We start from the raw sequence: 21,568 nt of genomic DNA on the forward strand, positions 1-21,568 counted from the left end.
TCGCAATCGTGATAAGCCATGAAGTACCTGCCCGATTGTCGATGCCTAAAATCAACCCCGCTTCTGTATCTTTTCGGCCTCTATCAGTTATCGCGAGTGCGCCGCTTTCGACAGAAAGGACGACTTTTCCGAAGCCGCAGCGCATCGAATCGCCAGAATGCGTCGCATCGACATGAACCGGACCGGAGGCGCACGATGCACCCCATTGCTTGGCGATTCGTCGGCACCCCGACACGCGACGGGCATCGATCCGCAGCCGCCGCGCCGCGCGCCGCGTCACGGCCGATTGTGATAACGCGCCCACAATCGCTCGATCACCTCGATCGCCGCGCGGTGCGCCTCGTCCAGTTCCGGCGTCGCCGCCCGCTCGGGCGCCGCGGCGCCGGCCTGGCGCAGGGAGGCAACGCACGCATCCCGCCGTTCGCCCCGCACATCGGCCGCCAGTTCGTCTTCCAGTCTCGTCAATCGCACCATCGCCTTGTCCTCAATGTTCTTCGCCTCACACGTCGAGCGGGATCGACACCAGATGTTCGCCGTTGCGCAGGCTGATCGCATGCCGACTCAAGCCGACGATCGCATAGCCGTTCGGCAGCACGCCGCCCACCTGCAGGCGCATGCCGTTCGCGAGCACGACATAGATCGAGTTCGCCTGACCGCCGACCGTCACCACCGGCGCAGGCAACAGCGACTGCGCGGCGTCGGCGGTGGGAATCGCGTCGTAGATCGCCGTGAAGCCATCCGCGCCGGCGCGATTGAACGCCGCGATCGCCGCGTTCAGCGCGGCCGTCCTGCCCTCGTCGAGCTTGCCGCTCACCATCAGCGTCCGGCCGGCCAGCGAGACGCCGACCCCGTCGAGCAGGTCCGCCTTCGACAGCGCGTCCAGCAAGCGCTCGAACTGTTGCGCGCGGTCATTGATCACCTGCCAGGTCCGCAGCCCGGCCACCGCCTGCAGCTGCGCGACGGTGCGCCGCCAGCGGCCGTCGGCCGCGATCGCGCCATGGATCTCGACCGAACCCGGCCCACCCGTGCTGCGCACGTCGATGTCGCGATAACCGTTCAGCATCAGCACGTCCTTGACGTTGCCGCGCAGCGTATCCGCGCACTGGCTGGTATCGCGCACATGCACGCCGCGCGCGCGCAGTTCGCCGCGCAGTTGCTCGACTGCCTGGCTGAGCGCGCACGATCCGCTCAAGCCCACCGTGCCGTCCGGCTCGCGCGTCGCCCGCAGGCCGTGCAGCGCGCTCGCGCGCAGCCGCGCGGCGAGCCAGGCGTCGAGGTCGGGCGCGCGGGCCGGGGCCGGCTGCCACAACGCCAGCACGAGCGCGCCCAACAGGCCGGCGCACGCGAGCGCGCCGGCCGCGTGCACGCCGCTCGGACGCCGCGCGCGCGGGGCATGGCGCGGCGGGACGAGCGCCACCGGGAGCGGATCGTCGACGCCGCCCACGATGAACGCGAGCCCCGCGAGATCCACGACCACGTGCTCCGGCAGCGGCGTCGCGGCGTCCCACCGTGCCCCCGCGACCCACACCGGCACGCCCGGCGACACCGTCACGCCGTCCGCGCCCACGTTCAGCACGGCGCTCGCCTCGTCGTCGAGCACCAGCGCGAGGTCCGCGTCGGCGCCGCCGATCCGCAGCGGCCCGTCGGGCAGCACGAACGGGTGGCCGGCCAGCGGGCCGTTCAGCCATCTGAGCTTGCGCGCCGTCATGTCTGCAGCCAGGGTTCGGCCTTGATCAGGAACAGCCGCACCGTGTGGCGCTGGCTCTTGTGGCGCGTCTTGAACAGATTGCCGAGCAGCGGAATGTCGCCGAGCAGCGGGATCTTCCGCTCGCCCTCGCTCAGCTCGTCCTGCACGAAGCCGCCGAGCAGCAGCGCCTGCCCTTCCTTGAGCAGCGCATGGGTGGCGATCTCCGAGTTCAGCGTCTGCGGCAGCGGTTCCTGCTTGCTGATCGGATCGGTCTGCCGGCCGTCCTGAACCATCAACGTCAACATGATTTCCTGTTTGCCGGGATCGCCGATCACGCGCGGCGTGACCCGCAGCAGCGATCCGGTCGAGATCGATTCGAGCTTCGCGACACGCTCGGCGCTGACCTTCGTATAGAACGTGATGTTGCGATCCAGCACCGCCTGCATGTTGTCGAGCGTGACGACGGACGGCCGCGACAGGATCTGCGCCTTCGCGTTCTGCTCCAGCGCGCTCAGCCGGACCATGAACTGGCCGGTGTTCGACACGACCGTGGAGAAGCTGCCGGCATCCGGTGTGTCGCCGCCGTTGAAGCTCACCGAGCCGCCGCCGATGCGCGCCGACGCCGACCAGTCGACGCCGAGCATGCTCAGATCCTGCGCGTTGACATCGATGATCGCGACCGAGATCTCGACGAGCTTCGGCTTGCGGTCGAGCTGCGCGATCAGGTCGCCGTACAGCTTCATGTTCGTCTCCTTGTCACGCACGATCACGGCGTTCTGGCGCGCATCGGCGGCGAACATCGGCAGCAGGCGGTCGCTCGCCGGCTGCTGGCCCTGGTTGTCCTTCAAGGGCAGCGCGCGCCCTTGCGCCATGTCTTTCAGGACCGACACCACGCCCGGCACGACCACCTGCTGCGACCGGTAGGCGTAGCGGGTGTCGGTGGCGGTGGCGTACTGCAGCGGAAACAGCTTCACCGACTCCTGGTTCTGCGCATGGTGGATGGTCTGTTCGTCGAGCCGCTTCGCGAACTGGGTGACGCGCTCGATGCAGATCGGCACGCCGCGCGCCTCGATGGCGTTCGACGCGGGGATCGCCTGCACGAAGCACTGCCGGGCATCGAGCAGCCCTGCCGCGCGCAGTTGCGGAATCAAGGTCGACGGCGGCAGATAATCCGGCGTGATCAGCGCGCTCGACACCTCCTGCGCGCGGTACACATACAGCGTGAGGCCGTCGTAGTACCACGCGAGCTGATAGAGCCGCGCGAGCCGATCGAGCGCCGCCTCCGGCGTGCGGGCGTCCACGGACCCGATGAACGATCCGTCGATCTTCGGGCTGACCACCACCGGCGTGCGATAATTCGCGCCGAGGTCGCGCAACACGTCGGACAACTTCATACCGCGCGTGCTCAGGAAAAACGGGGCGATGCCCGCGGTCGGAATCGATTTCGCCGGCGCCGGCGCGACATGCGCCAGCAAGCAGCCGACGAGGAGCGCGCGCCACGCGGCGCGCAAACGGCGGGCGCGCCGGTTCATGCCGGTCTCCATGCCGCGCGCGGCGTTTCCTTGAGCGCCGCATGATGCGCGCCCAGCCAGCGCGCGATCGCGATCTGCTGTTCCAGGCTCGCGCGCAGCGCGGCGGCGCCCGCCTCGGCATCGTGGCGGCGCACGAGCACCAGCGTGTTCGCGGCGTCGAGCCACAGCGCATCGTCCGCTGCGCCGCGCAACGACATCAGCCAGAGACACGCCTGTTCGAGCCAGCGGGCGTCGATCGGCGCGACGTCGACCTGACAGCCGACGCACAAGCCCGGCGGCGTCGCCGCAGCCACGCACCAGCCGTCGATGCCGTCGATCGTCATCGACCAGCGACCCTGCCGCCAGACCCCGGCCGAAACCGTTTCCAGACGCCGCAATGCAGGTGGAAATTCCATCGAAATCATTTCATTCATGCATCAAGATTTTTGAGATAAATCTTGATAAGATCGATCCGGTGATCACCTGAATTCCTAAATAAGTCGAGGCGGGCCGCCCCTCGATCCCATGTTGACTCCACCATGCCCGTCGTCACTCATACCGCCATTCCCGCCGAAGTCCGCATCCTGATCGTCGAAGATCACCCGGTCGTGCGGTTGGGTCTGAAGAACCTGCTCGACGCCGCCCCGCCGTTGAAGGTCGTCGCCGAAGTCGAGGATGGCCTCGAGGTCTATTCGGCGTGCCAGCGCCATGCGCCGCATATCGTGCTGCTCGATCTCGGCCTGCCCGGGATGAGCGGCATCGATGTGATCCATCAGCTGCGCCGCCGCTGGTCGGACCTCGGCATCGTCGTGATGACCGCCGACACCGCCGAGCATCGCGCCAGCGCGGCGCTGCTCGCGGGCGCGAACGGCTACGTGCTGAAGAACAGTTCGCAGCAGGTGCTGCTGGAGACGCTGTGGAAGGTCTGGCGCGGCCATACCGCGCTCGACCCGGCGCTGAACGCCGCGCAGCTCGGCACGCCGTCCGCCGCCCGCGCGGAGGTCGCGCTCACGCCGCGCGAACGTCAGGTGCTCAAGCTGATCGCCGAGGGATGCCGCAACCGCGACGTGGCCGAGCGCCTGACCATCACGATCAAGACGGTCGAAACGCACCGCCTGAACCTGATGCGCAAGCTCGACGCCCACAACGCGGCGGACCTCACGAACTGGGCGCACCGTCTCGGCCTGAATTGAGACGGGACGCGCCGCCGCCGGCGATCAGGTGAACTGAATCGCGATCAGATCAGCCAGGTCGCTCAGATCGCGGCGGCTGACCCAGCGGCCCGAGCGGATCTGCCGCTCCTGCTGCTCGATGCCCTCGCGCACCAGATCGAGCCCGCCTTGCCCCGCGCAGCCCTTCAGCGAATGCAGGATGTTCAGGATGCCTTCCGTATCCTTCGCGTGCCACGCCACTTCCGCCTGCTGGTGCAGGTCCTTCAGCGTCTTGCGCAGCTGCTCGCGCATCATCTGGTCGTTCCAGTCCAGGAGCGGTATGTTCGCCATCGCATTGGGCGCAAGCTCCATGCCGCGCGCCAGCTGCGTGGCGGCCACCCGGTTCAGCGTGCCCGCCATCTGCTCGAGCGACACGGGCTTGGTCAGATAGGCGTTCATGCCCGCCTGCCGCGCGCGCTCGTGCTCCGCCGGCATCGCATTGGCCGTCAGCGCGACGATCGGCGTGTCGGCATCGAGGATCCGCTCGTCCGCATGGCGCCAGCGGCGCGTGGTCGCCATCCCGTCCAGGTCCGGCATCCGCACGTCCATCAGCACGAGATCGAACACCTGGTTGCGGCCCAGCGCGAGCGCCCGCTCGCCCGAGGCCGCCGACTGGCACTGGTGGCCCAGCTCGCGCAGCATCTTGCCGACGATGTCGCGATTGACGGCGACGTCGTCGACGACCAGCACCTTGAGCGCCCACGGGCACATCGCCGTCGGCCGCGCATCGTCCTGCACGGCCTCGCCGCGCAGCACCTGCGCGATGCTGCGGTGAAGCTTGCCGGGCAGGTAGCACAGCTCCGGCATCGCGAGCAGCGGATTGTCGCCGTCGACGGGCTCCATCCCCCAGCTGCGCAATTGCGCATGCAGCGTCGCGGGCGCCGTCACGGAGCCCGCGAGCGGCTTCGGCGCGACCTCGCCGCGCTGCAAGGGCAGCAGCACGGTAAACCGGGTGCCGCGCCCGAGCTGGCTGCTCATCAGGATCTCGCCGTTCATCAGGTTCGCGAGCCGCGATGCGATCGGCAGGCCCAGTCCGTTGCCGCTGTCATGCGCGCGCACCTGCACGAACGGCTTGAAGATGTCGAGCTGATATGACGGCGGGATGCCCTTGCCGGTATCCTCGACGATCATCGCGAGCAGGCTGCCGCGCCGCTCGACGACGAGGCGGATGCTGCCGAAATCGGTGAACTTGACCGCGTTGCCGAGCAGGTTGATCAGGATCTGCCGCACCCGCAACGCATCGAGCCAGATCTGCTGCGGCACGTCGGGCGCGACGAAGGTCGACAGCGTGAGGTGCTTTTCGTTCGCGCGCAGGTGGATCGTCAGCATCGCCTGATCGAGGAGCGGCAGCAGCTGCGTCTGCTCGTAGGCCAGCTCCAGGTGGCCCGCCTCGATGCGCGAGTAGTCGAGCACGTTGTTGACGATCCCGAGCAGGTAGCCGGACGACTGCTGCGCGACGCCGACCAGCTCCTGCTGGCGCGGCTGCAGCTGGCTGCGCGCGAGCAGCGCGAGCGCGCCCATGATGCCGTTCAGCGGCGTGCGGATCTCATGGCTGATGCTGGCGATGTGCTCGCTCTTGCGGTGATTCGCCGATTCCGCCATGCGCTTCGCTTCGTTCAGCTCGCGGGTGCGCTCGTCGACCTTGTTTTCCAGGGTCTTGTGATACGCGTTCAGCGTGCTGAGCAAGGTGTTGTACGCGCGCGCGATCCGCCCCAGCTCGTCGTCGCGGCGCGCGGGCAGCCGGCGGCCCCAGTCGCCGTCGCGCTGCGCGTCGATGGTCTCGACGATCAGCCTGAGCGGCCGTCCCAATTGCCATTGCAGGATCTGGAACACCACGACGATGAGCCACAGCTGCATCACGAGCGTCCACGGCACGGTCTGGCGCAGCAGGGTCATCACCTTGTCGGTGACGGCCGCCGTCGGAAAGATCACCGCGAGCTGCCAGTGCGGGCCGTCGAGCGGCATGCACACCACGTACTGATTGTTGACGCGCCGCGAATAGCTCTGCGCGCACATCGGCAGTTGGTCCAGCACCTGATTCAGATCGGCGGGCACTTCGCCGTCCGACCACAGCAGCTCGCCCTGCGCGGAGCGCAGCACGAAACGCGGCTCGCGATCCAGATGCAGGTCCTTGCTGAACTTCGACAGATCGCCGATGCGCAGATTCTGCCCGGCCATCACGCCCGACTCGCGATCGATCGCGGCGGCGGCCACCCGCACGAGGCCGTGCGAATCGCGGTGCGCGTCGCTCCAGTGCATGCCGCTGCCCGCTTGCGTCGCGCCGCGCAGCGACATCAGCATCGTGAGCTTGCGCTGCATGTCGGCGGCGCTGGCTTCCGCCGCGCGGTACAGCACGATGCCCTCCGTCGGCAGCAGCAGGAACGCGTCGCGCCGGCTGTCCGGGTCCGCGTCGCCGAAAATCCCGAGGATCTCCCGCGCACGCCGGACGAGCGCCGCGTCGCCGCGCGCGTCGGGGAACGGCACGAACGTCGTGTGCGGCGACGGTTCGGGCGCGGGATCGAGCGTGGTCAGGCGCTGGTTCAGGGTCTTCCAGACCCACAGCAGCGCGCGCGTATGGCGCTGTGCATCATCGAAGCGGCGATTCTCGCGGCCGACGATCGCCTTCAGTTCCCAACTCAGCACATCACGCAGTTCGCTTTGCGTTCCCGTGTAGCGGTAGTAAAAGCTGATTGCTTCGGACAACATCCAGAACGAAACCATCGCGCAGCAGAGGATCGCGACGATGCGTGCCGTCAGCGATTTTTCCCAGAATGGGCGCATGTTTTCTTTCCATCAAGATTCCAGCGTGCGCAGTCCTTGAGTCATGGCTGCACAGGCCCTTTTCAGGTCTTCGCCGGATGGTTCGTGCGGCCGTGATTATAGAAGATGCGTCGTGCCTTTCCGCAGAGGAAGGATTTTTTCTTCAGGAGTCGCATGGATTTGCAAACGGAGCGCAAGCTGGAACAGTTCCTGCGGCTGCTCGAATTGCCCTGCTCGCGCATCGCTTCGCGCCTCGAATTCGCCCAACCGCCGCTGCGCGTCTTCATCGAGGCCGTCGGCGCCCGGCTGGTGCTGTCCGTCGCGCGGCCGATCGACGCCGCGCGCCGCGACGACGCCCTGCGACGACTTGTCGCACGCTGCGATCCGGCGCGCCACGGCGGCCTGATCCTGCGGGCCTGCGCGCTGCGCCGCGACCTGATGCTCAGCTGCACGCTCGACGCCGCGCACGACGTCGGCGCCTGGCTCGACGCGCATCGCACGCTGCGCCGCCTGCTCGACGCGCATGCGGGGGACGCGCGGTGAACCGGATCAGCCGCTGGCTGGCGATCGTCGCGTCGCGCCAGGACATCGCGCTCGCGGTGCTGCTGCTCGTCGCGGTGTTCATGATGATCGTGCCGCTGCCGACCGGGCTCATCGACCTGATGATCGCGTTCAACCTGATGATCGCGATCATCCTGCTGATGATGTCGCTCTACATCCGCGACCCGCTCGAATTCGCCGCGTTCCCGTCGGTCCTGCTGATCACGACGCTGTACCGGCTCGCGCTGACGATCAGCACCACCCGCCTGATCCTGCTGCAGGCCGACGCGGGCGAGATCGTCTACACCTTCGGCAGCTTCGCCGTGGGCGGCAATCTCGGCGTCGGGCTGATCGTGTTCGTGATCATCACGATCGTCCAGTTCATCGTCATCACGAAGGGCTCGGAGCGCGTCGCCGAGGTCGGCGCGCGCTTCTCGCTCGACGGCATGCCCGGCAAGCAGATGAGCATCGACGGCGACATGCGCGCCGGCATCATCGACGCCAACGAGGCGCGCCGCCAGCGCGGCCTCGTCCAGAAGGAAAGCCAGCTGTACGGCGCGATGGACGGCGCGATGAAGTTCGTCAAGGGCGACGCCATCGCCGGCATCATCATCATCCTCGTCAACATCCTGGGGGGCACGGCGGTCGGCGTGTTCATGCACGGCATGAGCGCGAGCGAGGCGATGTCGACCTACGCGATCCTGTCGATCGGCGACGGCCTGATCGGACAGATTCCCGCCCTGCTGATTTCGATCACGGCGGGCATCATCGTCACGCGCGTGCCCGGCGAGGTCCGCCAGTCGCTCGCGGCGGACCTGACCGAGCAGATCGGCCGGCAGCCCCAGGCCCTGTGGCTCGCGGGCGCGGTGCTGCTGGTGTTCGCGGTGCTGCCGGGCTTTCCGGTGGCGTACTTCCTCGCGCTGGCCGCGCTGATGCTCGGCGGGGCCTGGCTGCTCAAGCGGCGCGGCCGCCGCGCGGGCGCGGCCGGGCCCGCGGCGCATGCCGCGGGCGCCGCGGCGGCGGGCGCGGCGCCCGGCGGCGGCCCGGCCGGCACCGCGATGACGCCGGGCGCCGTGCCGCTGATGATCCGCTTCGCGGAATCCGCCGCGCGCGCCGACAAGCTGGCCGATGCGCTCGAAGCGCTGCGCTGGCGCACCTTCGAGCAGCTGGGCCTGCCCTTGCCCGACATCCACCTGCAGGCCTCGGCCGGCCTCGACGCCGGCACGGTCGAGGTGCTGCTGTACCAGGAACCCGTGCTGGCGCTCACCGTGCCGCGCGACCTGCTGCTCGCCGATGCGCGCGGCGCGCGCGTCGCCCACAGCGAGCGCGTCGACACCCTGCCGTTCGGCAAGCTGCGCCTGCATTGGATCGCACCGGGGCAAGCCGAGACGCTGGCCGCGCTCGGCATCGTGCTGCATCGGGACGAAGCGCGCATCGTCCACTGCCTGTCGCTCGTCGTCGAGCGCTTCGCGAGCCAGTTCGTCGGCGTGCAGGAAACCCGTTTCCTGATGGATGCGATGGAAGCGCGCTACGCGGAACTCGTGAAGGAAGTGCAGCGCCAGATGCCGATCGGACGGATCGCCGACGTGTTGCAGCGGCTCGTCGAGGAAGGCATCTCGGTGCGCGACCTGCGCAGCATCTTCGAGGCGCTGATCGAATGGGCGCCGCGCGAGAAGGATCCCGTGATGCTGGTCGAGTACGTGCGCATCGCGCTGCGCCGCCACATCGGCGCGCGCTATCGCGCCGGGCAGGCATGGATCAGCGGCTGGATGATCGGCGACCGGATCGAGGCGATGGTGCGCGAGTCGATCCGCCAGACCGCCGCCGGCTCCTATTCGTCGCTGGGCGCCGAAGCCAACCGCGCCATTCTCGCCCGGATCCGCGCCGCGCTCGCCGGCGCCGACCTGCGCCGCATCGTGCTGCTGACGGCGGTCGACGTGCGCCGCTTCATCCGCAAGATGGTCGAGCGCGAATTCGGCGGCCTCGCCGTGCTGTCGTTCCAGGAGATCGGCGACGAAGCCGAGCTCCGCGTGATCGGCACCGTCGACCTGATCGGGGAGCCCGCCGATGCGCTTGCCTGACCTCGACCCATTGCGCGCGCGCGTCGCCGCGCGCCTCGCGCCGCGCGGCGATGCGCCCGCTGCGCAGCAGCGCTTCGGCCGCGTGACCGAGGTCGGCCCGACGCTCTTGCGCGCGACGCTGCCGCACGTCGGGCTCGCGGACCTCTGCCGCCTCGAACCCGCCGGCATCGACGCCGAGGTCGTGTCGATCGAGGGCGACACCGCGCTGCTGTCACCGTTCGCCGAACCGCGCGGCATCGCCGCCGGCTGCGCGGTTCGGCCGCTCGGCCGCGCGCACCGGATCCCGGTCGGCGCGTTCCTGCTCGGCCGCGTGGTCGACGGCCTCGGCCGTCTGATCGACCCCGGCCCGCCGGCGCCGGACGGTGCCGCCTGGGTCGATCTGGCGCGCGCCGCGCCCGATCCGCTGCAACGCGCGATCATCGACACGCCCTTGCCGCTCGGCGTGCGCGCGATCGACGGCCTCCTGACCTGCGGACGCGGCCAGCGCGTGGGCATCTTCGCGGCCGCCGGCGGCGGCAAGAGCACGCTGCTCGGCATGATCTGCGACGGCAGCCTCGCCGACGTGACCGTGCTCGCACTGATCGGCGAGCGCGGGCGCGAGGTGCGCGAGTATCTCGAACACACGCTCACGCCCGAGGCGCGCGCGCGCGCGATCGTCGTGGTGGCCACCTCCGATCGCCCCGCGCTCGAACGGCTGAAGGCGGCCTATACCGCCACCGCGATCGCCGAGCACTTCCGCGACCAGGGCCGCGACGTGCTGCTGATGATGGATTCGCTGACCCGCTTCGCGCGCGCCGCCCGCGAAATCGGTCTCGCCGCCGGCGAGAAGCCCGCCGCCGGCAGCTATCCGCCCAGCTTTTTCGCGCGCCTGCCGGGCTTGCTCGAACGCGCCGGCCCGGCCGCCACGGGCAGCATCACGGGCCTCTACACGGTGCTCGTCGAAGGCGACGACCTGAACGAACCCGTCGCCGACGAGGTGCGCTCGATCCTCGACGGCCACATCGTGCTGTCGCGCAAGCTCGCCGAGGCGAACCACTATCCGGCGATCGACATCGGCGCGAGCGTGAGCCGCGTGATGAGCCGGATCGTCGCCGCACGCCATCGCGACGGCGCGGCGCGGCTGCGCCGGCTGGACGCCGTGTATCGCGACATCGAACTGCTCGTGCGGGTCGGCGAATATCGGCACGGCGCCGATCCCGAAGCCGACGACGCCCTCGCCCGCCGCGAGGCGATCCGGCAATTCCTCTGTCAATCCGTCACGGATAAAACCTCTTTCGACCAAACGCTCGAACAGTTATGGAACACGGTGGACGCTCGACCCTGACCACGCTCATGGCGCTCAAGGTGCGGCGCGAACGCAACATCCGCGCCGCGCTTGCGCTGCTCGACCAGCGCGAAACCGCGCTGCTCGCCGACAAGGCCGCCTTGCTCGACGAGCGGCGTGCGCTATGGAATGCCTGGCGCACCTGCATCGCCGTCGACGGGGTGCACGATCACGCCTCGCTGCAAATGCTCAAGCACGAGCTGGCCGGCTATCACCATCGCGACCAGACGCTCGTCGATCGCGTCGAGCTGGTCGACGCGCAATGCACGGAGCTGCGGCTCGAACGCGATCAGCAGCGCGCGCTGCTGCGCCGCGCGCAGATCGATCACGAAAAACTCAAGACCCTGCTGGAGTGACACGATGTCCGTTCAGTTCAAGCCCGGCCTGCCCGCCGGCGCGTGCGCGGCGGGCGTCGCCGGATCGCGGCGCGCCGCCGCGCCGGACGCCGCCGCGCGACGCTTCGCCGATTGCCTGACGCAGCCCCGCGACGAGCACGCGGCGCGTGACGGCGACGATGAGGCGCGGCGGCGGCGCCTGTCCGTCGCGCACGCGGCGGCGGCCCGCCTCGAACCGCTCGACGGGCGGCCCGGCGCCACCGCGGATGCGCTGAGCTGGCGCCTGACCGGCGGCCGCTTCGCGGGGCTCGTCGTGCAGGCGCGCGTGCAACACGGCACGCTGATCATCACGCTCATCCCGGCGAACGCCGGCCAGCGCGCGCGCGCCGCGCGTCATCGCGCGCGGATCGAGGCGGCCTGCGCCGCCCGTTTCGCGGGCCCCACCGTCGTGACCTGGCGCGATGCGACCGATCCCGCTTGACGCCGACACGGCCGCCGTCCTGCGCACGCTCGGGCACGGCCGCGCGTATCGGCGCGACGCGGACGCGCTGACCCTGCTGTTTCGCCGCGGCGGCGGCGCGGGCCTGGTCCTGACCGCCCGCGCCGACGACGCCGTCGTGCGCGCCTGGTGCGACAGCGCGCAATGGTGCCGCTGGATCGCCCCGGTGCTGCCCGTCGCCGACTGGCATGCCGTTCCCGACGAGTTGCGCGCGCCGCTGGCCGCCTGGACCCTGGCCTGCGTCGCGCCGTGCGCGGCGGCGGCCGGGCTCGCGTGGCCGGACGCCGAGGCCGTCGAGCCGGAGGCCTCCCCGATCGCGCACCGGTGGCTGCTGCGCCTCGAACGCGCCGGCGCGACGCTCGATCTGCTGATCCTCGATGCGCCGCCCGCCTGGATCGCGCAGCTGGCCGCCGACCTCGATCCGCTCGATGCGCCCGCGCCCGGCCGGCCCGCGCCGGCGCTGCGCGCGGCGTTGATCGCGGGCTGGAGCTGCATCGACACCGCACAGCTCGCGCGCCTGCACCGCGGCGACGCTTTGCTGCTGCACCACGCCTACGCCGTCGCCGACGGCGAACTGGGCCTGTTCACCGACCGGCCGCTCGCCAGCGTCACCCGCTGCGACGCGCTCGGCTACACGATAGGAGTCACGATGGAAACCTTTGACGACTGGCTGGACGTCGAACCGGCCGCTCCCGCGCCGACGCCGCCCGGCGTCCTGCCGCTCGACGCGAGCGTGCGGATCATCGCGCAGGCCGCGGCGATCGACGTGCCGCTCGAACGGCTCGCCGCGCTCAGGCCCGGCGACATCCTGGAAGGCCCCGCGATCGGCGACGGCCTGTGCACGCTGAAGATCGGCGGCCGGCCGCTCGCGCGCGGCATGCTGCTCGACATCGACGGACGCCTCGCGATCCGCATCGAGCACTTCGTGTAGCCGTGCGGGCGCGCCGCCGGTTCAGGTCTCCGCCGGATGGGCGTCGCGGCGCGCGCGCCGCACAATGCACCCGATGATGATTTCTCGCGGAGTGATGCATGAGCGTGCTCGACCAGCCCGTTCAATTGATCGTGGTGCTGTTCGCGTTGTCGATCCTGCCGCTGCTGGTGGTGCTCGGCACGTCGTTCCTCAAGCTCGCCGTCGTGTTCGCGCTGCTGCGCAACGCGCTCGGCACGCAGCAGATCCCGCCGAACATCGCGCTCTACGGGCTCGCGCTCGTGCTCACGCTGTTCATCATGGCGCCCGTCGGGCTCGCGATCCAGGACAACCTCGCCGAGCATCCGGTGCGTCTCGACGACAAGCACTTCACGCAGCAGGTCGAGACCACCATCCTCGCGCCGTACCGCGACTTCCTCGTGCGCAACACCGCCCGGACGCAGGTGCGCTTCTTTGCCGACATCGGCCATCGCACCTGGCCCGAACCGTATCGCAACCGCATTCCGGACGATTCGCTGATCGTGCTGATGCCGGCGTTCGCGGTCAGCCAGCTGATCGAGGCGTTCAAGATCGGCCTGCTGCTGTTCCTGCCGTTCGTCGCGATCGACCTGATCGTGTCCAACGTGCTGCTCGCGATGGGCATGATGATGGTGTCGCCGATGACGATCGCGCTGCCGCTCAAGCTGCTCGTGTTCGTCCTGATCAACGGCTGGGAAAAGCTGCTCGGCCAGCTCGTCCTGTCGTTCAGCTGAGCGCGTCGCGCGCGTCCGTCCGATGAGCGAAGCCGTCATTACCCAGCTTGCCGCGCAGATGATGTGGCTCGTGCTGCTGCTGTCGCTGCCGGTGGTGGTGGTCGCGTCGGTGGTGGGCATCCTCGTGAGCCTCGTCCAGGCGCTGACCCAGGTGCAGGATCAGACGATCCAGTTCCTGATCAAGCTGCTGGCCGTCGCGGTCACGCTCGCCGCCACCTATCACTGGATGGGCGACGTGCTGATCAACTATGCGACGCAGAGTTTCAACCAGATCGGCAGGATGGGGCCATGACGGCCGCGATGGCCGTCGAATGGCTGCCGGTGGTCGCGCTGTCGATGCTGCGCCCGCTCGGCGCGATGCTGCTGGTGCCGGTGTTCAGCACCGGCACGCTCGGCGGCGCGCTCGCGCGCAACGCGCTGGTGCTCGCGATCACGCTGCCGGTGCTGGCCCTGCACGATCTGTGGCCCGCCGCCGACGCGGCCCGGTCGTGGGCCGCGTATCTGTGGCTCGCGTGCGGCGAGCTGAGCATCGGCCTGATGATCGGGTTCTGCGCGGCGGTGCCGTTCTGGGCGCTCGACATGGCGGGCTTCCTGATCGACACGATGCGCGGCGCCTCGATGGCGAGCGTGCTCAATCCCTTGCTCGGCCAGCAGTCGTCGGTGATGGGCATCGTGTTTTCGCAGGTGTTCTCGCTGCTGTTCATGATGTTCGGCGGCTTTCATGCGCTGCTCGAAGCGATCTATGCGTCCTACCTGACGCTGCCGCCCGGCGCGGCGTTCCGCTTTCGTCCGGCCGCGCTCGGCTTTCTCGGCCAGCAGTGGCAATTGATGTACACGCTGTGCCTGCGCTTCGCGATGCCCGCGATCGTCGCGATCCTGCTGGTCGACATGGCGCTCGGGCTCGTCAACCGCTCGGCCCAGCAACTCAATGTGTTCTTCATCGCGATGCCGATCAAGAGCGCGTTCGCGCTGCTGCTGATGATCATCTGCGCGAACTTCGCGTTCCAGCTGCCGCTCGCGGAAAGCCTTCGGCTCGTCGAACATGCCGCCGCGCTGACGAACGGGCTGCGATGAGCGAGAAGACCGAGCAGCCCACCGCCAAGAAGCGCGCCGATGCGCGCCGCAAGGGCCAGGTCGCGAAAAGCGCCGAAATCACGAGCGGCGCGCAGCTGGCGGTGCTGCTCGGTTATTTCCTGTTCGAGGGCCCGCGTCTGATGCAGGCTTTCGAGGCGCTCGCCCGCGCGTCCATCGACGTCGTCAACGACGATCTCGTCACCGCCCTCGACCGCTGGCTCGGCGTGCTCGGCGCGGTGGTCGCGCGCTTCGTGATCGGCCTCGCGCTCGTCGTGATCGGCGTGACCGTGATCGCGGTCGTCGCGCAGATCGGCCCGCTGCTCGCGCCCGAGGCGCTGAAGCCCTCCGCCGACAAGATCAACCCGATCGCGAACGCGAAGCAGATGTTCTCGATGAAGAGCCTGTTCGAGTTCGCGAAGTCGCTGTTCAAGGTCGGCGTGCTGTCCATCATCTTCTATTACCTGATCCGCGAATATGCGCCGTCGCTGCAATTCCTGCCGCTGTGCAGCGTCGAGTGCGGCTTCGCGGTCAGCGTGCGGCTCTTGTATTGGATGTGGGCGGCGCTGATCGGCTTCTACGTGCTGTTCGGTCTCGCCGACTTCGCGTTCCAGCGCTATAACACGACCAAGCAGCTGATGATGTCGATCGAGGACATCAAGCAGGAATTCAAGAATTCGGAAGGCAACCCCGAACTGAAGCACAAGCGCAAGGAAATCCACCGCGAGGTGCAAAGCGGCAGCCTCGCCTCGAACGTGGCGAAATCGACCGTGGTCGTCCGCAATCCGACCCACGTCGCCGTGTGCCTCTACTACGATCCAGTCGCCGCGCCGCTGCCCGAAGTCGTCGAGACGGGGCGCGGCAAGCGCGCGCTGCATATCGTCGCGCTCGCCGAGCGCGCCGGCGTGCCGGTCGTCGAGAACGTGCCGGTCGCGCGCGCGCTCGCCGCACGCCTCGCGGTCGGCCAGGTCATTCCGCCCGACCTGTTCGACCCCGTTGCGCACATCCTGCGGCTCGTCATGCACCTCGACTACGAGCCCGACCACGACGACGACGATGCGCCCCGTCCGTCCGCCTGATCCGCCGCGGCTCGGCCGCCGGCGCCGCCGGGGGTGGCTCGCGCTCGCCGTGCTCATGCTCACGCACGCGCTGACGGCCGCCGCGCAGGACGCGCCCGCGCCGCTCGTCTGGACCCGCGTCGAACCGGCCCGGGCCGACGGCGGGCCGGTGGGCGCGCAAGCCGCGCCCGCGCCGCCCACGCCGCCCGCCGCACTCGCCGGGTCGGCCGATCGCGCGCCCCAGCCCGCCGCGCGGCGCGCGCGCTACGACGCGATGATCGACGCGGTGGCGCGGCAGTTCGACCTCGACGCCGGGCTCCTGCACGCGATGATCGAAACCGAATCGGACTACGACGCCGACGCACGCTCCCCCAAGGGCGCCGTGGGCCTGATGCAGGTGATGCCCGAGACCGGCCGGCGCTTCGGCTTCACCGATCTCGCCGATCCCGACACCAACCTGCGGGCCGGCGCGACTTACCTGAAATGGCTGCTGAAGACCTTCGACAACAAGCTCGAACTCGCCGTCGCCGGCTACAACGCCGGCGAAGGCGCGGTGATGAAGTCGGGCTGGCAGATCCCGCCGTATCGCGAGACGCAGCTTTACGTGAGCGCCGTGCTCAAACGCTACCGGTCGCCCGGCGAGGCGGGCGCGACCATCGCGGCCGCAGCCGCCACCGCCGGCGACGCCGGCCGGCATCGTCCCGCGCCGGCCACGCGCGCCCGGCCGTCGTCCGTCGCGATGCTGGGCAAGCTCGCCGGCTTGCTGCTGTCCTCGCCTCGCGCGTCGGCCTCGCCGAATCCTTGAAGTCCGGTCGTCGCCGGGCATGCGGCGCGACGCGGCGCGGTTTTCCCGATCCGCTCGCGCCGGCATCCCGGCGGGAAAAAAACGAAACCGCGCGTCGAAATCCGGAAGGTACGTCGAATCCCCGGACATACGATGTGATCGTCATCGGTGATCCTGATCAATCGAACCCCACCGGCGAACGGCATGCTCGCGCGTCCCGATCCATGCCCTCCGCCGTCACGATCCCGACGCCGCGCCAGGTCGCATCGCCCGCGCCCGCTTCCCCGCGCAAGGCGCGACACCGGACGGCGGCGCCCCCAACGCTTGAACACATTGACGAGGTGGATGGACATGCTGGCTGATGAACGGATGGAAAACCGGATCGCTCCGCACCGGCGCGCTGCCGCGCCCCCGGACCACGCGGCCGCAGCCCGGTCCGACGCCCTCGACGCCCGAAGCCTCGCGATCCTGCAGGGCCAGGCGAGCCTCGCCGAGTTGCACGGATACGATCCCGCCGCGCTGGAGCGCCTCTATGCGCGCGGCTACGACGCCTGGAATGCGGGCGACCCGGTCTCGGCCACCTCGGATTTCGGCTTGCTGACCTTGTTGCAGCCGCTCGACCGGCGGTTTCATTTCGCGTTCGCATGCGGCCTGCAAAGCCAGGGGGAATTCCGCCACGCGCTGACCTTCTTCAACTATGCCCTGTCGATGCAGGCGGACGATCCGTTCGTGGCTTTTCATATCGGCGAATGCCTGCAGGGGCTCGACGCATTCGACGCGGCGCGCGACGCGTTCGAAGCCGCGCTCTCGCTGTGTTACGGCGTGGAGAACGGCGGCCCCGCCACGGAGCATCTCCGCGCGCGGGCCGAAGCGCATCTGACCAACCTCAACCGATAGAGGAAACGCAGACATGCCGTCCATCACCGATACGAGCAGATCAGCCCCGATTCGATCGACGGAGTCGGTCGCCGCGCCATCGACGACCCGTGACGCGCCAAGTCCATGCGAAGCCTCGGGCATCGCGCCGCCGCGGCACGGCAGCGACGTCGCGAGCCCGACCTTGGCGAACGCCGTGGAGCAGGCGCACGGCAGCCATGACAAGGCCAAGGCGCTCGGCGTGGATACCGCCCGGCGCCAGTTCGTGGTCCAGGCCCTCGCGCTGGCCGCGGCGACGGTGGGGCTCGGCGCGGCGATCGCCGTGACGGTGCTGAGCGGCGGCGCGGGTGCGCCCTTGCTCGCCCTGGCCGGGCTGGCGTTCGCGCTCGCGAGCGCCGATACCGCCTGCGCGCTGTACGAGTGGCGCTCCAAGGCGGCGGGCGGCGAAGGATTGCCGATGGCGGGCGACAGTCTCGCGAACGTCATCTACGCGGTGGGGAAACGCGCCCACGCGTCGAACGAGCAGGCCAGGCAAATCGCCGCCTACGGATCGATGGGCCTGCGCGCGAGCCTCACGGTCGGTACGCTGTTTACGGCCTTCTTCGCGCCTTCGCCGGCCGTCGGCACCGTCGTCAGCGCACTGAGCGCGCTCGTGCGTCCGACGCTGGCCGAAGCGAGCGGCACGAGCGGCAGGGGCGTCGCGTTCAATCACGAGGGACAGCAGCAGCGGCTCGAAGCGGAACGGAACGAGGAGGTCGAGCGTCAGGCCGCGCGCCACGATGCCGCCAGGCAGCGCTACGAGGCGATGATCCAGTCGCTCCAGGGCGAAGTGGACATGCTGAGGTCGAGGATCGACACCGCCAGGACGAGGCTCATGCGGGCGCTGCCGCCGCAGGATTCATTCTCGACAGCCTGAGGACAGCGGGCATTCGAGGGCGAGGCCCGAGGGTGAGGCCCGACATCCGATGCAGGCCGGCGGATTCGCTTTCGGCCGCGATATCCGCCGCGATCGGACGCGATGTCGTCGTGCGCGGTGCGGCGGCGGGATCCTGGCTCGTGACGGCGACGACAACGGGCCATGGCGCAAACGCTGCCCGCCGCCAGCAAGGTCGACGTCGCTCCGGCATGCGTCTCGCGGCATCTCGACGACCGGCACCGGTCGCGGCGGATGCGCGGTGCAGGAACGCGCTGCGCGGCATGGCGCTCCGTGGGTTGCAAGGGCCCCCCCGCCTCCTCAAGGAGACCGAACCGTCCCTTCCGCCCGCGAAGTTTCGCGATCATGGCCGCCGGCTTCGCCGCGGCCGGCCATGATCGCGCACCCGCTCAACGAGACAAGGGGACGCGCACGCGGACTTGCAACGGATTGAGGCCCAGCGCGTTGTAAAGATGATATCGCGCGATCCCGGCATATTCGTGCAGCGCGAGATCCGCCATCGCAAAGTTGTACGCACGCGGCAGCACGGACAGTTTGACGCGCAGGTAGTCGGCGCGCATCGGCGTCACGTCGACGCCGAAATGGCCGAAATACAGCATGCTGCGCCGCAGATGAAACCCGGACGACACCAGCAGCACCCGCTCCGGGTTGAGCACGGCGATGACGCCGCGGACATACTGCGCGTTCTGCCACGTGCTCCTGCTCTCGGGTTCGAGCAGGATATCCGCGGGCTCCACCCCGAGCCGGGTCAACGCGCCGCGATACGCCGCGGCCTCGGTGACGCCGTTCCGGGCGGGGTCTCCGCCGCTCACGACCAGCGTGCAGTGCACCTGCGCCAGGCGACATCGCCGGTAGAGCGCGGCGGCCTCGACGAGCCGCGCATAGGAAAACGGACCCGGCTCGACCGCGCCGTCGCCGGGAACGCGCTCGGTCCCCGCGCCCAGCACGACGATCGCGTTGCGCCGTCCCCACTCGATCGACGGGTTGGCTTCATAGTCCGCCTGCAGCCGGGATAACAACACGCTCGGCACGGGGCCGCAGCCCACCCCGACGATCACGACGAGCAGCATGACATGCAGCCATCCGGCGACGCGGCGGCGCTTCGCGACGACGCACGCCAGCGAGGCGGCGAGCAACAGAACAATCAACAGGAAAATCATTGGGTTCGGGAGGATCGGGTTGGAAGTCCGCGACGTCGAAGCCGTCAAACGGCGTCGACGCACGCGTGGGAGAAGGGGGGACGGCATGGCCGGCATGCTCCGGCGCGTCGCTCGCCGCCGGCCGCCTCGGGCGCCATTCCGAGGCGGGCGGGCCGTCGTGCAACGACGCTGCGCGCCTCGGGCACGCGATCGGGGATCGAGCATCGCCGCATGCGGCGCGGCCGGCTTTCGAAAGCCGGTGGATCCTTGTGTTTTTGCCGGGATCGCCGCGAGCCCGCCGGGTCGGACGATCCCGGCCGCGCATCGGGGCAGGCCCGTCGGCATGGCATCGGGCAGACGGGGCGAACGCGCCGTCGCCGTCAAGCGAAGACGCCCACCCCCAACTGCGGACGCACCAGATTGGCCACGATCATCTGCACGGATGCCGAGGCGCGCTCGAACGCCTGGTCGATGCGCGGCGCGTCCTCGGGCCCGGCGGCCTGCAAATCCGCCTTCAGCATCCGGCCGATCCCGGACAAGGTCTCCGTCACGTCCGCGCCCCGGGTATTGAAGCATTCCAGGAGCTTGTGAAGCGGGTAGTGTTTCCTGGCGACCGCCGAGTCCTTGCCCGCCAGATAGTTGCGCCCCACCGTTTCCGCAAGCGAACAGCCCTCGCGGTTGAACAGATAGTCGATGTCGTTGAAACGCTCGGCCTCGAATTCCGGACCGAACCGCGCGCGGCCGAAATCGATGGCCTTCAGGAACACCGCGCCGTCCTCCTCGCGCCGATGCACCAGCAGGTTCTGCATGTGCAGATCGCGATGGGATACCTGGTTGCCGTAGAACGTTCTCGCCATATCCACCAGTTGCGCCGCCAGGCTTCCGGCCTGTTCGGGAGACAACGCGGCCAGGCTCGCGTCCAGCTCGCGGCTGACGATGCGTTGCGGGTCGTACTGCGCGACGCGGGCGTAGGCGAATGTATCGCTGACGCGCGGCGGCGCGGCAATCGGCTGCTGCGTGGAGACATAGTGCTGCAGATCCGGGCGCGATGCCGCATAAGTCTCGAGCTGGCCTTCGCGCACGAAGTCCGCTCGACCGACGTCGTCCCGCGCCTGCAACACGCCGGTTCCCGCATGAAAGCGCTTGTGCACCCCGCCCGCGCTGAAGTCGCTGTCCACCAGCGATGCCATGCCCGGCGCGGCATCCAGACGGTGATCCTCCAGCGACGACGCCTGCGCCTTCACCTGCCGGGCATCCAGCGGCGCGCCCAGATGCGCGAGAATCATCTCCCGCGCCTCCGGCGATACCTGCTCGGCCTTCACCACCCGCCCATTGATGACGTAGCTGACCTTGCCGCCGTCCTGATTCGGCTCCACCGCGATGGTAAACAACGTGCGATTGTCGGGCGTGGCCATCCGCGCCAGCTGGTTGAAGGCATGAAACGAGCGCGCCGGCCCCTGGCAATCCAGCAGCGTGAACAGCGCGTTCAGCGCGTCCTGCTGCTTGTCGACGCGAAACAGATCCTTGAACTTTTCCCACAAGCTCATCTGCGTGGCGGTTTTCAGATCGCCGCTCAGCATGTGCGTCAAACGCTCGTTGCTCAGGGAGAGCGTCGGACGAGCTGCGTCGAAGCGAATGGATGAAGACATCATGGATGACCTAGTTGAAGTTGAGGGATGACGGAGTGGGTTCCGATTGAATCGCCTCGCACTTGCCGGAAAGCGCCGAAACCGACGCCGCCGTGCGCGATTCCACCGCACATTGATCAGTCATGCGAATTGTTATCGCGACAACGCGGGCGGCCTGTCCGTCCGCTTCCGGTCCTCATGCGTGAAGACGCAAGCCATCGAATGCGATCCGCTTCGATGACTTCGCTCCCTGACTCATCTGCCTGAGGAACAACGCAGCCCGCGTTGTTCCTTGGGTAAACCGGGATCAGGCACGCCGTCTTGCACGCGCTCGTCCGGGCAGCGGGCCGCTGCCCGGAGCATGACCCTCGCCTCGTGCGAGCGGCGCCTTGGAGACGACCGGCCCTGCGCGGGTCCCCGGCCGGGAGGGAATCCATCATAGCGGGACGA

General features: G+C 69.1%; 21 protein-coding genes. 14 read left to right on the top strand and 7 right to left on the bottom strand.

The features are described 5' to 3' along the window. Positions 1 to 276: 276 nt before the first annotated feature. The 4 genes from Bsp3421_RS02165 to Bsp3421_RS02180 are packed head-to-tail and all read right to left on the bottom strand — an operon-like array spanning position 277 to position 3,614. Entirely contained in the window at positions 277 to 474 is a 198-nt protein-coding gene (locus Bsp3421_RS02165) for a hypothetical protein (protein ID WP_273995617.1), read from the bottom strand. A gap of 25 nt (positions 475 to 499) precedes the next feature. Continuing rightward, entirely contained in the window at positions 500 to 1,708 is a 1,209-nt protein-coding gene (gene sctD / locus Bsp3421_RS02170) for a type III secretion system inner membrane ring subunit SctD (RefSeq protein WP_273995619.1), read from the bottom strand. After that, positions 1,705 to 3,219 (bottom strand): EscC/YscC/HrcC family type III secretion system outer membrane ring protein, encoded by a 1,515-nt coding sequence (locus tag Bsp3421_RS02175; RefSeq protein WP_273995621.1) that lies wholly within the window; start codon positions 3,217 to 3,219, stop codon positions 1,705 to 1,707. Before Bsp3421_RS02175 ends, sctD begins: the two co-directional genes overlap by 4 nt. Then, complete coding sequence (locus Bsp3421_RS02180; protein WP_273995622.1) at positions 3,216 to 3,614, bottom strand: hypothetical protein; 399 nt, start codon at positions 3,612 to 3,614, stop codon at positions 3,216 to 3,218. Before Bsp3421_RS02180 ends, Bsp3421_RS02175 begins: the two co-directional genes overlap by 4 nt. A gap of 123 nt (positions 3,615 to 3,737) precedes the next feature. Here Bsp3421_RS02180 and Bsp3421_RS02185 point away from each other — a divergent pair, with 123 nt between their 5' ends. Beyond that, positions 3,738 to 4,391: a two component system response regulator gene (locus Bsp3421_RS02185; protein WP_273995623.1), complete on the top strand. Its 654-nt coding sequence runs from the start codon at positions 3,738 to 3,740 to the stop codon at positions 4,389 to 4,391. A gap of 24 nt (positions 4,392 to 4,415) precedes the next feature. Here Bsp3421_RS02185 and Bsp3421_RS02190 read toward each other — a convergent pair whose 3' ends face one another. Then, positions 4,416 to 7,190, bottom strand: coding sequence for a two component system sensor kinase (locus Bsp3421_RS02190; protein ID WP_273995625.1), 2,775 nt, complete (start codon positions 7,188 to 7,190; stop codon positions 4,416 to 4,418). Between the two features lie 153 nt (positions 7,191 to 7,343). Here Bsp3421_RS02190 and Bsp3421_RS02195 point away from each other — a divergent pair, with 153 nt between their 5' ends. From Bsp3421_RS02195 to Bsp3421_RS02255, 13 genes are all read left to right on the top strand, one after another. Further along, positions 7,344 to 7,712: a secretion protein gene (locus Bsp3421_RS02195; RefSeq protein WP_273995627.1), complete on the top strand. Its 369-nt coding sequence runs from the start codon at positions 7,344 to 7,346 to the stop codon at positions 7,710 to 7,712. After that, complete coding sequence (locus Bsp3421_RS02200) at positions 7,709 to 9,790, top strand: EscV/YscV/HrcV family type III secretion system export apparatus protein (RefSeq protein WP_273995628.1); 2,082 nt, start codon at positions 7,709 to 7,711, stop codon at positions 9,788 to 9,790. Before Bsp3421_RS02195 ends, Bsp3421_RS02200 begins: the two co-directional genes overlap by 4 nt. Beyond that, complete coding sequence (locus tag Bsp3421_RS02205; protein WP_273995629.1) at positions 9,777 to 11,114, top strand: EscN/YscN/HrcN family type III secretion system ATPase; 1,338 nt, start codon at positions 9,777 to 9,779, stop codon at positions 11,112 to 11,114. The genes Bsp3421_RS02200 and Bsp3421_RS02205 overlap by 14 nt, the downstream gene beginning before the upstream one ends. Beyond that, positions 11,087 to 11,470: a hypothetical protein gene (locus tag Bsp3421_RS02210; protein ID WP_273995630.1), complete on the top strand. Its 384-nt coding sequence runs from the start codon at positions 11,087 to 11,089 to the stop codon at positions 11,468 to 11,470. The genes Bsp3421_RS02205 and Bsp3421_RS02210 overlap by 28 nt, the downstream gene beginning before the upstream one ends. Positions 11,471 to 11,474: 4 nt before the next feature. After that, the gene (locus Bsp3421_RS02215) at positions 11,475 to 11,930 is read left to right on the top strand and encodes a hypothetical protein (RefSeq protein WP_273995631.1); all 456 of its coding nucleotides are present in this window, start codon (positions 11,475 to 11,477) and stop codon (positions 11,928 to 11,930) included. Continuing rightward, positions 11,911 to 12,879, top strand: coding sequence for a type III secretion system cytoplasmic ring protein SctQ (gene sctQ, locus Bsp3421_RS02220; RefSeq protein WP_273995632.1), 969 nt, complete (start codon positions 11,911 to 11,913; stop codon positions 12,877 to 12,879). The genes Bsp3421_RS02215 and sctQ overlap by 20 nt, the downstream gene beginning before the upstream one ends. 98 nt (positions 12,880 to 12,977) lie before the next feature. Continuing rightward, positions 12,978 to 13,628 carry a type III secretion system export apparatus subunit SctR gene (sctR, locus tag Bsp3421_RS02225; RefSeq protein ID WP_273995634.1) on the top strand — a complete coding sequence of 217 codons (651 nt, stop codon included), beginning with the start codon at positions 12,978 to 12,980 and terminating at the stop codon, positions 13,626 to 13,628. Between the two features lie 22 nt (positions 13,629 to 13,650). After that, a complete protein-coding gene (locus tag Bsp3421_RS02230) occupies positions 13,651 to 13,920 on the top strand; it encodes an EscS/YscS/HrcS family type III secretion system export apparatus protein (protein WP_252984986.1) in 270 nt (89 codons plus the stop codon). Further along, positions 13,917 to 14,702, top strand: a complete 786-nt coding sequence (gene sctT, locus Bsp3421_RS02235; RefSeq protein ID WP_273995635.1) for a type III secretion system export apparatus subunit SctT — start codon at positions 13,917 to 13,919, stop codon at positions 14,700 to 14,702. The genes Bsp3421_RS02230 and sctT overlap by 4 nt, the downstream gene beginning before the upstream one ends. Then, positions 14,699 to 15,778: an EscU/YscU/HrcU family type III secretion system export apparatus switch protein gene (locus Bsp3421_RS02240; RefSeq protein ID WP_273995636.1), complete on the top strand. Its 1,080-nt coding sequence runs from the start codon at positions 14,699 to 14,701 to the stop codon at positions 15,776 to 15,778. Before sctT ends, Bsp3421_RS02240 begins: the two co-directional genes overlap by 4 nt. Continuing rightward, positions 15,756 to 16,562 (top strand): lytic transglycosylase domain-containing protein, encoded by an 807-nt coding sequence (locus Bsp3421_RS02245; RefSeq protein WP_273995637.1) that lies wholly within the window; start codon positions 15,756 to 15,758, stop codon positions 16,560 to 16,562. The genes Bsp3421_RS02240 and Bsp3421_RS02245 overlap by 23 nt, the downstream gene beginning before the upstream one ends. A gap of 330 nt (positions 16,563 to 16,892) precedes the next feature. Then, on the top strand, positions 16,893 to 17,438 hold the full coding sequence (locus Bsp3421_RS02250) for a hypothetical protein (RefSeq protein WP_273995638.1): 546 nt from the start codon (positions 16,893 to 16,895) through the stop codon (positions 17,436 to 17,438). A gap of 13 nt (positions 17,439 to 17,451) precedes the next feature. Further along, positions 17,452 to 18,333: a hypothetical protein gene (locus Bsp3421_RS02255; RefSeq protein WP_273995639.1), complete on the top strand. Its 882-nt coding sequence runs from the start codon at positions 17,452 to 17,454 to the stop codon at positions 18,331 to 18,333. A gap of 407 nt (positions 18,334 to 18,740) precedes the next feature. On the opposite strand, the gene Bsp3421_RS02260 is transcribed toward Bsp3421_RS02255, so the two are convergent. Together Bsp3421_RS02260 and Bsp3421_RS02265 are read right to left on the bottom strand one after the other, a co-directional pair. Further along, positions 18,741 to 19,511 carry a YdcF family protein gene (locus Bsp3421_RS02260; RefSeq protein WP_273995663.1) on the bottom strand — a complete coding sequence of 257 codons (771 nt, stop codon included), beginning with the start codon at positions 19,509 to 19,511 and terminating at the stop codon, positions 18,741 to 18,743. A 359-nt stretch (positions 19,512 to 19,870) separates the two neighbouring features. Next, positions 19,871 to 21,139 (bottom strand): hypothetical protein, encoded by a 1,269-nt coding sequence (locus Bsp3421_RS02265; protein WP_273995641.1) that lies wholly within the window; start codon positions 21,137 to 21,139, stop codon positions 19,871 to 19,873. Positions 21,140 to 21,568: the final 429 nt, after the last annotated feature.

The sequence above is a fragment of the Burkholderia sp. FERM BP-3421 genome (genome assembly GCF_028657905.1).
Lineage (GTDB): Bacteria > Pseudomonadota > Gammaproteobacteria > Burkholderiales > Burkholderiaceae > Burkholderia.

Coding starts and splice junctions, on each gene's coding strand:
- Bsp3421_RS02255 (WP_273995639.1), top strand. CDS start 17,452: ATGCCGTCCATCACCGATACGAGCAGATCAGCCCCGATTCGATCGACG.
- sctQ (WP_273995632.1), top strand. CDS start 11,911: ATGCGACCGATCCCGCTTGACGCCGACACGGCCGCCGTCCTGCGCACG.
- Bsp3421_RS02265 (WP_273995641.1), bottom strand. CDS start 21,139: ATGTCTTCATCCATTCGCTTCGACGCAGCTCGTCCGACGCTCTCCCTG.
- Bsp3421_RS02215 (WP_273995631.1), top strand. CDS start 11,475: ATGTCCGTTCAGTTCAAGCCCGGCCTGCCCGCCGGCGCGTGCGCGGCG.
- Bsp3421_RS02250 (WP_273995638.1), top strand. CDS start 16,893: ATGCTGGCTGATGAACGGATGGAAAACCGGATCGCTCCGCACCGGCGC.
- Bsp3421_RS02245 (WP_273995637.1), top strand. CDS start 15,756: ATGCGCCCCGTCCGTCCGCCTGATCCGCCGCGGCTCGGCCGCCGGCGC.
- Bsp3421_RS02205 (WP_273995629.1), top strand. CDS start 9,777: ATGCGCTTGCCTGACCTCGACCCATTGCGCGCGCGCGTCGCCGCGCGC.
- sctR (WP_273995634.1), top strand. CDS start 12,978: ATGAGCGTGCTCGACCAGCCCGTTCAATTGATCGTGGTGCTGTTCGCG.
- Bsp3421_RS02180 (WP_273995622.1), bottom strand. CDS start 3,614: ATGGAATTTCCACCTGCATTGCGGCGTCTGGAAACGGTTTCGGCCGGG.
- Bsp3421_RS02240 (WP_273995636.1), top strand. CDS start 14,699: ATGAGCGAGAAGACCGAGCAGCCCACCGCCAAGAAGCGCGCCGATGCG.
- Bsp3421_RS02185 (WP_273995623.1), top strand. CDS start 3,738: ATGCCCGTCGTCACTCATACCGCCATTCCCGCCGAAGTCCGCATCCTG.
- Bsp3421_RS02230 (WP_252984986.1), top strand. CDS start 13,651: ATGAGCGAAGCCGTCATTACCCAGCTTGCCGCGCAGATGATGTGGCTC.
- Bsp3421_RS02175 (WP_273995621.1), bottom strand. CDS start 3,219: ATGAACCGGCGCGCCCGCCGTTTGCGCGCCGCGTGGCGCGCGCTCCTC.
- Bsp3421_RS02195 (WP_273995627.1), top strand. CDS start 7,344: ATGGATTTGCAAACGGAGCGCAAGCTGGAACAGTTCCTGCGGCTGCTC.
- Bsp3421_RS02165 (WP_273995617.1), bottom strand. CDS start 474: ATGGTGCGATTGACGAGACTGGAAGACGAACTGGCGGCCGATGTGCGG.
- Bsp3421_RS02260 (WP_273995663.1), bottom strand. CDS start 19,511: ATGATTTTCCTGTTGATTGTTCTGTTGCTCGCCGCCTCGCTGGCGTGC.
- sctD (WP_273995619.1), bottom strand. CDS start 1,708: ATGACGGCGCGCAAGCTCAGATGGCTGAACGGCCCGCTGGCCGGCCAC.
- Bsp3421_RS02190 (WP_273995625.1), bottom strand. CDS start 7,190: ATGCGCCCATTCTGGGAAAAATCGCTGACGGCACGCATCGTCGCGATC.
- Bsp3421_RS02210 (WP_273995630.1), top strand. CDS start 11,087: ATGGAACACGGTGGACGCTCGACCCTGACCACGCTCATGGCGCTCAAG.
- sctT (WP_273995635.1), top strand. CDS start 13,917: ATGACGGCCGCGATGGCCGTCGAATGGCTGCCGGTGGTCGCGCTGTCG.